The following is a 12,018-nucleotide window of genomic DNA, read 5'->3' as shown; positions in this document are numbered from 1 at the left end:
GGTGTCAAAACACCCTATTGAAAATATTTTCTTTGAAAGTATAAAGCAACATTTACAAGGCCAATCATTACAGGAACTTCAACTAAAGGTCCAATTACTGCAGCAAATGCAGCTCCAGAATTTATACCAAAGACAGCAACTGCTACCGCAATTGCTAGTTCAAAATTATTACTTGCAGCTGTAAAAGCTAAAGTGGTTGTTTTACTGTAATCTGCACCAAGTTTTTTCCCTATATAAAAGGAGATAAAAAACATTACTGTAAAGTAAACTAAAAGTGGTAAAGCTATAGTAACTACGTCCATTGGTAGTTTTACAATTAATTTCCCTTTTAAACTAAACATGATAATGATAGTGAATAATAAAGAGATAAGAGTTATTGGGCTGATTTTAGGAACGATAACTTTATGATATCTTTCTTTACCCATAATTTTGACTCCAATGTATCTTGTGAGTGCTCCTGCAATAAAAGGTATTCCCAGATAAATGAACACACTTTTTGCTATTTGTGATATTGTTACCTGAACTACCGCACCACTGAGACCAAAATATTTAGGTAAAACTGTTATAAAAAACCATGCATAAATCGAGTAAAATAAAACTTGAAAAATAGAGTTAAATGCAACAAGACCAGCAGCGTATTCTGTATCACCTTTTGCAAGCTCATTCCAAACGATAACCATTGCAATACATCTTGCCAATCCAATCATTATAAGACCAACCATATACTCTGGATAATTTCTCAAAAAGATGATTGCGATAAAAAACATCAGAAAAGGACCGATAATCCAGTTTTGCAATAGTGATATTGTCAAGATTTTTACATTTTTAAATACATCGGGTAGCTCTTCATATCTAACTTTTGCAAATGGGGGGTACATCATAAGAATAAGACCGATTGCAATTAATATATTTGTTGTACCAATCTGAAACTTATTAATTACTTGAACACTTTGTGGCACAAAATAACCGATAGCAACACCAGCTATCATTGCTAAAAAAATCCATAGAGTTAAATATCTGTCTAAAAATGATAATTTTTTGCTTATTGATTCCATTACAATCTCCTTAAATCAAATTTATTAACTCATTTTTTATATAATCTTTTATTTGATCTCTTACTTCTCTAAATACTTTCAAAATTTCTTCTTCTGTTCCTTTCGCTTTCGCTGGATCTTTGAACCCTTTGTGAATTATTTTAGCTTTTTTAAGATACATAGGGCAGGTCTCATGAGCGTCACCGCAAACTGTTACAACCACATCAAAGTCTATATCTACTAAATCATTTAAAGTCTTTGAATATTGATTACTTACATCAACACCGTCTTCTTTCATAACTTTAACCATATTTGGGTTTAGGCCATGTTTTTCTATTCCTGCTGAATAGACTTCGTATTTATCCCCTAAAAAGATTTTACCATAGCCTTCTGCCATCTGGCTTCTGCAGGAATTACCTGTGCATAAAAATAGTAATTTTTTCTTCATAGATACCTCTCACATTTTTTTAGTAATAGCTTTTTTAGATCGTTTATTGGTAATTTTTGTTCATTTTCTTTGATGGTGATTTCTATTAGCTTTTTCGCTTTTAAGTCAGGTAGATTTTGTTTCTTGTCTGATATTAAATAAAAAATAATATCAAACTCGTAGTCTAAGAAGTTATTAATACTCTTGGTAAAGAAACTAAAATTTTTGAAATCGTCAGGATATAATTTTTTTAATAAGGGTGAAACTTTATCAGCAGGATTTATTCCTGCACTGACAATATTAAAGTTTTCTTTTTTGGACAGTTCTTTTTCTAAAATTTGACTGTAAAGATCATTTTTGTCATCAACAATTAAAATCTTATAACTGATAGAGCAACTGTTTTTGTTGGATTTGTAATTTTTTATGTCTGATTTTGCAGTTTCTGATTTTTTGAAAACATTAATTATATTTTTAAGTAATTTTTGATAATTTTTATCAAGTTCATTGTTTATTCTATAATAGGACCATTTCCCTTTCTTTCGATAATTTATTATGTTTGTTTTATTTAATTTTGATAAATGAGTTGATAATGTTGATTGTTTTAGCTTAAGTGTGTTTTCTAAATCGCACACACATATTTCATTTGCAAAATTGATTAAATTTAAAATTCTAAGTCTTGTTTTATCAGAAATAGCTTTTAGAAATTCTTCAATCATAAAGTGGAATATATCGATAAATCACGATATGTCAATACAAAAACTTTTCTATTGACAAAAAATAAAAGAGTATTAATATTTCTATATTGATAGAAATATTGTAGAGGTGTTTGATGAAAAGAATTTTTTTAGTTACGTTTTTTGTGTTTACTTTTACATCTTTTAATACTATGTATGCACTGACGATTGATGACTTACTTAATGCTGTTAAAAATCAACCAGATTCAATTATCGACAAATTGCAGATTGAAAAATCCAATATTGAAAAAGAAAAACTGACTGCCAAACTATATCCATCAGTTGATGGTATTGTTAGTTATGAGTATCACAATTCTCCTACCAATTTAAGGCCTATGCCTCCTACAGAAGTTAATCCAAGGGTAGATCCAATCCCTTTTTCGAAGGCGATTCTAAGATATGGTTTAGAATTGAAAATGCCTTTATTCGTTAAAGAGATTTATACTTTAAGGAAAAAACTTTCTGTAGTTCAATCAGAATTAAGGCTTAAAAGAAAACAAAACATTATATCAAGAGAAGCTGCGGTAGTATCTTTAAATGCATCACTATCATACCTTGAAAGTTATATTGATTATTTAGATAAAAGGATAGAATCTTTAAATACTACCAAAAATCATATTTCTTTGATGGTTAAAAATGGGAGACTTCCTGAAGCAGAACTTTATAAAATAGACAATCTTATTCTCCAGTTAAAGTCTATGAAAAATAATCTGGTTAATAAGAAAGTTGAAATTGTCAAAAATATTAAAATTCTGACAAGTAAAGATATTGAAGAGTCAGTCCCTATGACTCTTGTTGAACAGAATCTTAATGGTGAAAATTTAACATTAAAAATATTAAACAAAGATATAGAGGCAAATCTCATTTCAAAACAGGCAGCTAAAGATAAATTTTACCCTTCTTTATATTTGACTGCATCTTATATTCAAAATGCAGGTACTGCATATAATACTGATACACATATTGAGAGGACTTATGGTTCTATTATGGTAGCTTTAAAAATACCATTGTTTGAAAAAACTAACTTTACCGGTTTAAAAGAGAGTAAAATTGATCTTTTCAAAGCAAAACAAAAGTATAATAAGGCTAAACTAGAGATTGAATCTACAAAACAGAAAATTGATGAGCAGTTGCCAATAATTGAAGAAAACATTTCTTTGTATCAAAAACAGGTGGAAAATCAAAGGGATCTTCTTAATATTGCAAAAGTAGCATATAAAAATCAAAGAATGACTACAGAAGAGTATTTAAGATATGAAGTTAATTTACTTCAGTCTCAAGCAGAGCTTTCAAATATGATAGCTGAAAAATGGAAGTTAATTGCCGAAAAGGCATTATTAAATGGAAAAGATTTAGTTGAGGTGATAAAATGAGTGTATATGTTAAAAGATTAATAGTTTTTGTAATTATTGTACTGCTTTTAATTGCTGGTATAGGACTTTTGAAAAAGAGAAGAGCAGCTTTGGCTAAAGCAAAACCTGCAAGTGTTGTACCTGCAAATGTTGAGAAGGTTGTAGTTAAAAAAGGTAAGATTGTTTTGACTATTCCGGCATTGGGGGTTGTAAAATCTTCAGAGAATGCTGTTCTTTCTACCAGATTAAGCGGTAGGGTTTTAAAGGTATTTAAGCAAAATGGTGATTTAGTTAAAAAGGGAGAGTTACTGGCTATAATCGACGATAACGATCTAAGATCTAAACTGTCTAGTTTAGCAATTGAAAAGTCAAACATTAACATAGAGATTAATTCTCAAAAAGCCAATTTAGAAGCATTAAAGGTTAAGTTAGCAAATTTACTTGATACCCATAAGAGGACTAAAGAGCTTTTAGATGTTAAGGGAGCTTCTATAGAGCAATACAACAATGAAGAAACAGCTATTGCTGCAACTAAAGCGCAGATAAGTTCTCTGGAAAATGCTATTAAAGGCTTAAAAAATAAGTTAGGTATTTTAAATAACAGTATCAAGGAGATTAAAAATCAGATCACTTATGCTAAAATAACATCTCCAATTGATGGAATAATTGCTGAGAGATTTATAAATGAAGGTGATATGGCAATGCCTGGTAAACCTCTATTTAAGATTAGTTCAAACAATAATTTATATATTGAAACAAGGATACCTTCTGATTTGAATATTAAAACAGTTATTATTGATGGTAAAGAATATCCCATTAAGTCATTAAATAAAACAATCAATGGTATCAGAACTTATAAAGTAATCGGCACATTTAAAAACCTTGTGGAAGGTGAGTATATCGACCTTAAATTGGTAACATATAAAGGTGAAAATGTATTGTTGCCTCATACTGTTATTTTAACTAAGGGTGATAGCTCTTATGTGTTTGTAAATGATAATGGTAAAATTGATAAAATAAAAGTAAATGTAATTGCATCAGGTAGTGAAGGTGTTGTTGTTGATCAGGATTTGTCAGGTAAAGAGTTAATTTCAGCAATGCCTGATATATTGTTAAGAGTGGCTATGGGTGTTCCTGTACATTTTCTCAATAAAGAATAGGGGAGTTTAAAATGTTTGAATTTTTTTATAAAAGGCCATACTTACTGTATAGTGTTATAGCTGCTCTTTTTATTATGGGTGTTGTTGGTCTTATTACTATGCCAAAAAATCTATTCCCAGATAGTGATAGACCAAAAGTAATTGTTGTTTCAAAAGTACCTGGAGCAACTCCTGCAGTTGTTGCCGCAACTGTTTCAAAGCCTATAGAAGAAGAAGTTAGCACCCTTGCTTTGGTTAGAGAAGTAAGCTCTATAAATATGGCGGGTGTTTCCGTTGTTACCGTGGAATTTGAGTACAAAAAAGGGCTTGATGCTGCTGCAGTTGATGTAAATAATGCTATCAATAAGGTTAAGGCTAAATTACCTCAAGGAGTAAATCCCGCAATATATACTGCTGGTTCTTTTACACTCCCTGTAGATGTTTTTGCTCTTTCACCAAAGGATAAAACAATAACAGTTGCTGATATTAGAAAAATTGTAGAGAGTGATATAAAACCTGCTCTTCTGAGAGATTCTAGGATTGGAAATGTGGAAGTATTTGGTGGTTATCAAGGTGCCATTACTATAAATATTGATCCATTGAAATTGAAAAAAATGAATATACCTCTTAGTAAGATTGGTGAAATAATTTATACTACTAATAAAGATATCCCAGTAGGTTTTACGATTTCAAAAGATAATTTTTATACAATCACAATCTATGGCGAAAGGGATATTATAGAAAGGCTTAAACAATTGCCAGTAGCTCCAAATATAACTCTTTCACAGATTGCAGATATAAAATGGGATTTTCAAAAAAGGTTTGCAGGATATTTAGGCAATGGTAAGGAGTCTATTGCAGTTGCTGTTCAAAGAGCTCCTGGCGGTAGTGTGCTTGATACGAGTACAGCTGCTAGAGAAATTATAGATAAATTGAAAAATAGATATAAAAATATAAATTTTGAGCTTACAGATACTCAGAGAATACTTATCAACACTGCAAACAGAAACATGCTTGAGGCTCTTAGAGATGCGATAATATTCACTCTAATAGTTATTTTACTCTTTTTGGGTAATATTAGAGCCATAATAGCAGCTCTGATATCCATACCAATGGTTTTCTTTTCTACGTTGGCAATTATATGGATGTTTGGTGGTGAATTAAATATTGTTATCTACACAGCTATTATACTTGCTCTTGGTATGCTTGTTGATGATGCTGTTGTGGTGCTAGAAAATATAGAACGGCATTTATCTGAGTTAAAGAATGATCTGGAAACCTCTATTGTTCAAGGGACAAAAGAAGTAATAATGCCTGTTTTTGCAGGTACGGTTGCGACTTCAATTATTATGGTACCTTTTCTATTTGTTGGTGATTTCCCTCAAAAGATTTTTAGGCCACTTATAAGTACATTGTTGATAGCTTTGGCAGCAAGTTATTTCTTATCCATTACCTTTATTCCTCATTTTTCCAAAATACTTTATAGAAAAGGGCATGAAAAAACAAAATTTGAGAAATTGTTAGAAAAAATTTATCAAAATACTTTTGGAAGATTAGTAAACTTGTATCTTGGAGTATTAAAATTTTCAAATGGGAATAGATTAAAATTATTTAGAAAAATGATTTTGATTGTTCCTGTTATAATGTTTTTTCTTTTTAGTTTAAGAAACATTATGCCTACAATTGGTGGGGATTTAATGCCTCCTATGGATACAGGAATTATTAAAGTTCATTTGAAGTTTAGTTCTAATGAAACCACTGAGCAGGTTGAAAAAAGATTGGCTGATTTTGTAAAGTGGTTGCATAGTAAAAAAGAAGTGGTGATGAGCTCTATTGCAGTGGGTAGCGAGCCTGGAATTTTGTCTATTGGTAGCGGATCTCTCCCAACAGAAGTTACTATGACAATAAACTGTGTTGATAGATTTCATCGTAAGAAATCTATTTGGGAATTAGAAGATGAAATAAGGACTAAACTTCGTTCATTAAAAAATGTAAAAGATGTGGATGTTTACGATTTTGGAGCAACTGCTTTGTCAAGTATTAAAGCGCCTTTGGATGTGAGACTGTTCTCAGAAGATTATAATTACCTTCCATCTATTGCCCATAATGTTGTTAAGGAGTTGTATAAGGTAAAAGGGCTTAGAAGTGTAAATATTAGCTGGGACAACGATTTTGTTGAAACCAAACTTATCGTAGATGAAAACAAGACATTGGCTTACGGTATTACACCTTTACAAGTAGCTATGCAGTTGCCATTAAAAGGTGTCCCAGTTTCTATCAATGGTAATCTTCACACTTTGCAATTGCAATTTTTGAGGTTATATTCTAAATCACCTTTTGAAGAAAATCCTGATAGTTTAAAGATGATACCAATAAATACTCCAAAGGGAACAATACCTTTATCACAAATAGCAAAAATAAAATATGATATAACTTCTGCGAGAATTGAAAGGGATAATATGCTTTACTCAATAGATGTAAATGGTTATAGGGCAGTTAGACCTGTTTCTATGATAACTGAAGATAGTGTAGAAGCGTTAAAAAATGTGGATCATGCAGGAGTTATTGTTAGTCAGGAAGGTGATATTAAACAGATGAAAGATAGTTTTAGTAGAATGATTAAAGCTATAGGTATTGGAGTAGTTTTGCTACTAATGGCTTTAATAGCTATTTATAGAACTGTGATACTGTCTTTTGTCATGATTTTTGTTTTACCCCTTGCAATGATTGGTGCAGCGTGGGGTATGTTGATTTTTAATAAGCCTAGATGTATGCCAAGTCTGGTTGGTATCCTGTTACTTTTTGGTATAATTATTAAAAACTCGGTATTGTTAGTGGATTTTTATCAAGAATTCAGGGCAAAAGGTGAAAGTGCTTTTGAAGCAGCTTTGGAAAGTGTACGTGTTAGGTTTAGACCAGTATTCATGACTGCTTTTGGTACCATAGCTGGTATGTTACCTATTGCATTTGAAAGAGCTGTTGGGTTAGAAAGGCTATCTCCGCTTGCTGATGTTGCTGTAGGGGGGTTATTAATAGGTACTATATTGACATTGATTTACATCCCGATGTTTGCGTATATATCTGATAGAAAGAAATAACATTTGTTGTGGTGTGTCGAAATTAGACACACCGCATATCTATTTTTATTATTTTTCAACGTTATTTAATATAAAAAATTGCACAATATTCTAAAACTATAAATCTAATGTTATTTGAAATTGTTTCACTAACCCTTATAATGACTGCATTTTGGTGTTATTTCAATCCTGCCATTTTTAAATCCCTAATATTGAAACAACAGTTGTAAAGAAACTTTACAATGTGTGTAAAGATTCTGTTCACGTAATGTTTTTAAATATCCTTAAAATATTGATTTTACTGAAGTGCAATTTTGGCATGTTTTATGCTTATAAAATAATGATTAATTTTTAGGAGGTCAGATTATGAGCGAATCTATAATTTTGCGTATGCAAAAGGATCTTGAAAGGGCTCTATTAAAACCAGCAAATAAGAGAAAGTGGGTAATGCTGGTAGATATTAGAAAATGTACAGGTTGTCATTCATGCTCTGTTGCATGTAAGGCAGAAAACAAAACTCCAGAAGGTGTAAATTATCGTTGGGTTAAAGAAGCTGAAGATGGCGAATTCCCTAATGTAATGCGTATTTTTATGCCTGGAATGTGTATGCAGTGCGATAATGCTCCATGTATCAAAGCTTGCCCATCTGGCGCTATTTACAAAAGAGAAGATGGTATAGTTGCAATTGATTATTCTAAGTGTCAAAGCTGTGGTGGTGCAGCTGCGAATGCTTGTCCTTATTCAGCTATTTCTGTTGATAAAGGTAATTACTATACTGAAGGTACACCAAAAGTGATGGATTATGAAAAAGGACCTATTTATGAGTATGGACATAAATATGAGAGAGAAGGTAATAACCTTCCTATAGGTAGTTGTAGAAAATGTCATTACTGTCTTCATAGGTTGGAAATGGGCGTTTTACCAGCATGCGTTACTACTTGTCTTGGTGGTGCAAACTATTTTGGAGATATTAATGACCCTGAAAGCCTTGTATATCAAAAAGCAAAAGAGCTTAATTTATATACATTCTTAGCAAGTGAAGGTACTAAACCTACTACAAAATATGTGGCTGATGATGTAGAACTTTGTAAGAGATGTCATGAATAAATTTAATTTAAAAAATAGTTTGGAGGTAATTTATGAGTAAGAAATCTATTGTGGATAAAATAGAAATTAACAGGAGAGGGTTTTTAAAGTCCTCTGCATTTTTGGGTGGTTCTGCTATGCTTATGTCACAGCTTGGTTGTGTACAAAAGAAACTTGATGAAATGTCAAAAAGCGGTGAACTTTCGAAATATGTTTTAGCAAAACCTGAGCACGTAATATATTCTGTCTGTTTGCAGTGTCATACAGCCTGTAATATAAAGTGTAAGGTAGATGAAGGGATATTACTTAAAATTGATGGTAACCCTTATTCTGCTCAGAATATGTTTGAAAACTTGCCATATAATACTCCAGTGGATGTTGCTGCTAGAGTTGATGGTAAAATATGTCCAAAAGGGCAGGCAGGTATCCAGTCCCTTTATGATCCTTATCGTATAGTAAAAGTATTGAAGAGAACTGGTAAAAGAGGTGAGAATAAATGGAAAGCTATACCTTTTGAGCAAGCAGTAAAAGAGATTGTTGAAGGTGGATACCTTTTTAAAGATGTTCCAGGTGAAGAAAATAGAAAAGTAAAAGGTTTGAGAGATATTTTTAAAGTTCGTGATCCAAAATTAATGAAGCAAATGGCTAAGGATGCAAAAGCTTTGGCTGAAAAGAAAATGAGCTGGTCCGAGTTTAAATCTAAATATGCTGGTAAAATGGATCTTTTTGCTAACCCTGATCATCCAGATGCAGGACCATATAACAATAGATTTGTTTTCATGGCTGGTCGTATCGAGCATGGTAGAAAAGAGTTTATGAAAAGATTTATGAAAGATTGTTTTGGCTCAGTAAACTTTTATGAGCATACAACAATTTGTGAGCAATCACACCATATCGGTTTTCATGAAATGTTTGGTAAACATCATCTAAAGCCAGACCTTATGAATGCTAAGTTTGTTATTTATTTTGGTACTGGTGGTTTTGAAGCAAATTTTGGACCTCCTCCAATATCTGAAAAACTTACAGCTGGATATACAGAAAGAGGTATGAAAATTGCTGTAGTTGACCCAAGAATGTCTAAGACTGCAGCAAAAGCTGATTACTGGGTACCAATAAGACCTGGAACTGATGCAGCATTTGCACTCGCAATGGGTAGATATATTATTGAAACAAATAGATATGACAAAAAATATTTATCTGCTGCAAACTATAAAGCTGCATACAGTATAAATGAAACTACATTTACAAATGCAACTCACCTTGTGAAAATAGAAAAAGATGGCCCTGCTGGTATGCTGAAACCTTCTGAAATTGGCTTAAGTGGTGATTTTGTGGTTATGAAAGACGGAAAGCCAGTAGCTGGAAAAGAGAAAGGGGATGCTGTATTTGGTGATCTTTTTGTTGATACTGAAATTAACGGAATTAGAGTTAAATCAGGATTTCAGATTTATTATGAATCAACTAAATCAAGGACTCTCAAGGAATGGGCTAATATTTGTGGAGTTCCTGTTGAGCAGATTATCACATTGGCAAGAGAGTTTACTTCCTATGGTAAGAAGGCTGCAATAGATCTTTATCGTGGTCCAGTTCAGCATACAAACGGCTATTACAATGCTACAGCAATTATTGCATTAAACTTACTTATTGGTAATGTTGACTGGGCTGGTGGTTTAGCTGTTGGTGGTGGCCATTGGCATGAATACGGTGGTAAAAAAGGCAATCCATACAATATGAAAAAACTTGTTAAAGGAAAATTGGGACATTTTGGTTATCCTGTAACAAGAGAAAAAACTAAATATGAAAAGACAACATTCTTTAATGGATATCCAGCTAAAAGACCATTCTATCCATTTACCGGGAATGTTTATCAGGAGATAATCCCTTCAGCTTATGAAGGTTATCCATATTCCATTGACTGTTTGATGATTCATAAAGGTACCCCTGCTTTTTCAGCACCTGCAGGTCATGTTTTTATTGAAATGCTAAAAGATGTTGATAGAATACCATTGTTGATAGGAAGTGATATTGTAATTGGCGAAACAACAATGTATTGTGACTATATTTTCCCTGATAAAGCAATTTGGGAAAGATGGGGATTTTCGCATCCTACACCTGATAACACAGTAAAAGTTTCAAAAGTAAGACAACCTGTTGTAGAACCTATGACTGATAAGACAAAAGTTTTTGGTCAAGAAGTGCATCTTGGTATGGAAACATTGATGTATGCAATAGCTGAAAAACTTAATTTACCTGGTTTTGGTAAAGATGGATTTGGCCCAGGTATGGATAACTATCGTGAAGAGGATTTTTATCTCAAATTAGCTGAAAATTTAGCTATGGAAGGAACACCTGTACCGGATGCTGACAGTAGAGAAATTGATGTATTCTTTAAAGCAAGAAAACATCTGTCAAAAGCTGCTTTTGATGTGATGAAGGTAAAAGAAAGCGAAAACTGGAAGAAGATTATCTATGTATTAAATCGTGGTGGTAGATTTGAACATACATCAAAAGCTATAAAAGGTGATAAACTTGCTCATCAATTTAAGAAAAAGATCAACATCTATATGGAAAAAGTTGCAACTACAAGAGATTCTATGACTGGTAAGAGATTCTATGGATATCCTGTATATGTGCCTGCTGCTGATATGTTTGATAGACCACTAAATCAAGCTGGATATGATTTACAATTAATCTCTTACAAAGAAATTACTGGTGGTCAATCAAGAACAGTTGGCGACTACTGGATGTTAGATCTATATCTTGATGAAAACTTTATCTTGATGAACAGCAAAGATGCAGATAGGCTTGGATTGAGTGATGGTGATGTTGCAAAACTTGTATCACCTACAAACCCTGATGGTGTATGGGATCTTAAAAATGGTATGAAGATAGAGATGAAAGGTAAAGTGAAAGTATCAGAGGCAATAATTCCTGGAACTGTAGCTGTTAGTTGGCATTATGGTCACTGGGCATACGGCTCTCACGATGTTATTGTTGATGGAAAAGTTGTAAAAGGTGATAAGCGCCGTGCGACAGGGCTTTGTCCAAATGCTGCAATGCTTGTAGACCCAGTATTGAAAAATATGTGTCTAACAGATAAAATTGGCGGTAGTGCCTCCTTTTATGATACAAGAGTAAAAGTAGTAAAGGCTTAATTTAGTGGGGCTCT

At 32.5% G+C, this 12,018-nt stretch carries 8 protein-coding genes; 5 read left to right on the top strand and 3 right to left on the bottom strand.

What is annotated here, in order from left to right:
- Nucleotides 1-14: 14 nt before the first annotated feature.
- From arsB to DEFDS_RS12680, 3 genes are read right to left on the bottom strand one after another with little or no spacing between them, the layout of a single operon-like run.
- Nucleotides 15-1,055, bottom strand: a complete 1,041-nt coding sequence (gene arsB, locus DEFDS_RS07305) for an ACR3 family arsenite efflux transporter (RefSeq protein ID WP_013008159.1) — start codon at nucleotides 1,053-1,055, stop codon at nucleotides 15-17.
- A 10-nt stretch (nucleotides 1,056-1,065) separates the two neighbouring features.
- Entirely contained in the window at nucleotides 1,066-1,482 is a 417-nt protein-coding gene (gene arsC, locus DEFDS_RS07300) for an arsenate reductase (thioredoxin) (RefSeq protein WP_013008158.1), read from the bottom strand.
- Complete coding sequence (locus tag DEFDS_RS12680; protein ID WP_013008157.1) at nucleotides 1,479-2,177, bottom strand: ArsR/SmtB family transcription factor; 699 nt, start codon at nucleotides 2,175-2,177, stop codon at nucleotides 1,479-1,481. Before DEFDS_RS12680 ends, arsC begins: the two co-directional genes overlap by 4 nt.
- 113 nt (nucleotides 2,178-2,290) lie before the next feature.
- Here DEFDS_RS12680 and DEFDS_RS07290 point away from each other — a divergent pair, with 113 nt between their 5' ends.
- From DEFDS_RS07290 to DEFDS_RS07270, 5 genes are all read left to right on the top strand, one after another.
- On the top strand, nucleotides 2,291-3,568 hold the full coding sequence (locus DEFDS_RS07290; RefSeq protein WP_041223676.1) for a TolC family protein: 1,278 nt from the start codon (nucleotides 2,291-2,293) through the stop codon (nucleotides 3,566-3,568).
- The gene (locus DEFDS_RS07285) at nucleotides 3,565-4,707 is read left to right on the top strand and encodes an efflux RND transporter periplasmic adaptor subunit (RefSeq protein WP_013008155.1); all 1,143 of its coding nucleotides are present in this window, start codon (nucleotides 3,565-3,567) and stop codon (nucleotides 4,705-4,707) included. The genes DEFDS_RS07290 and DEFDS_RS07285 overlap by 4 nt, the downstream gene beginning before the upstream one ends.
- Nucleotides 4,708-4,718: 11 nt before the next feature.
- The gene (locus tag DEFDS_RS07280) at nucleotides 4,719-7,784 is read left to right on the top strand and encodes an efflux RND transporter permease subunit (protein ID WP_013008154.1); all 3,066 of its coding nucleotides are present in this window, start codon (nucleotides 4,719-4,721) and stop codon (nucleotides 7,782-7,784) included.
- A 345-nt stretch (nucleotides 7,785-8,129) separates the two neighbouring features.
- On the top strand, nucleotides 8,130-8,870 hold the full coding sequence (locus DEFDS_RS07275) for a 4Fe-4S dicluster domain-containing protein (RefSeq protein WP_013008153.1): 741 nt from the start codon (nucleotides 8,130-8,132) through the stop codon (nucleotides 8,868-8,870).
- A 32-nt stretch (nucleotides 8,871-8,902) separates the two neighbouring features.
- Complete coding sequence (locus tag DEFDS_RS07270; protein ID WP_013008152.1) at nucleotides 8,903-12,004, top strand: molybdopterin-dependent oxidoreductase; 3,102 nt, start codon at nucleotides 8,903-8,905, stop codon at nucleotides 12,002-12,004.
- Nucleotides 12,005-12,018 lie beyond the last annotated feature (14 nt).

It is taken from the genome of Deferribacter desulfuricans SSM1, from assembly GCF_000010985.1.
In the GTDB taxonomy this organism is placed as follows: domain Bacteria; phylum Chrysiogenota; class Deferribacteres; order Deferribacterales; family Deferribacteraceae; genus Deferribacter; species Deferribacter desulfuricans.
Note: the sequence above shows the minus strand (reverse complement) of the source record. Positions and strands in the feature narration are given on the sequence as shown.

What these genes read in the sequence shown, in the direction of transcription:
- DEFDS_RS07290 (WP_041223676.1), top strand. Translation starts at nt 2,291, where the DNA reads ATGAAAAGAATTTTTTTAGTTACGTTTTTTGTGTTTACTTTTACATCT.
- arsC (WP_013008158.1), bottom strand. Translation starts at nt 1,482, where the DNA reads ATGAAGAAAAAATTACTATTTTTATGCACAGGTAATTCCTGCAGAAGC.
- DEFDS_RS07285 (WP_013008155.1), top strand. Translation starts at nt 3,565, where the DNA reads ATGAGTGTATATGTTAAAAGATTAATAGTTTTTGTAATTATTGTACTG.
- DEFDS_RS07275 (WP_013008153.1), top strand. Translation starts at nt 8,130, where the DNA reads ATGAGCGAATCTATAATTTTGCGTATGCAAAAGGATCTTGAAAGGGCT.
- arsB (WP_013008159.1), bottom strand. Translation starts at nt 1,055, where the DNA reads ATGGAATCAATAAGCAAAAAATTATCATTTTTAGACAGATATTTAACT.
- DEFDS_RS07280 (WP_013008154.1), top strand. Translation starts at nt 4,719, where the DNA reads ATGTTTGAATTTTTTTATAAAAGGCCATACTTACTGTATAGTGTTATA.
- DEFDS_RS12680 (WP_013008157.1), bottom strand. Translation starts at nt 2,177, where the DNA reads ATGATTGAAGAATTTCTAAAAGCTATTTCTGATAAAACAAGACTTAGA.
- DEFDS_RS07270 (WP_013008152.1), top strand. Translation starts at nt 8,903, where the DNA reads ATGAGTAAGAAATCTATTGTGGATAAAATAGAAATTAACAGGAGAGGG.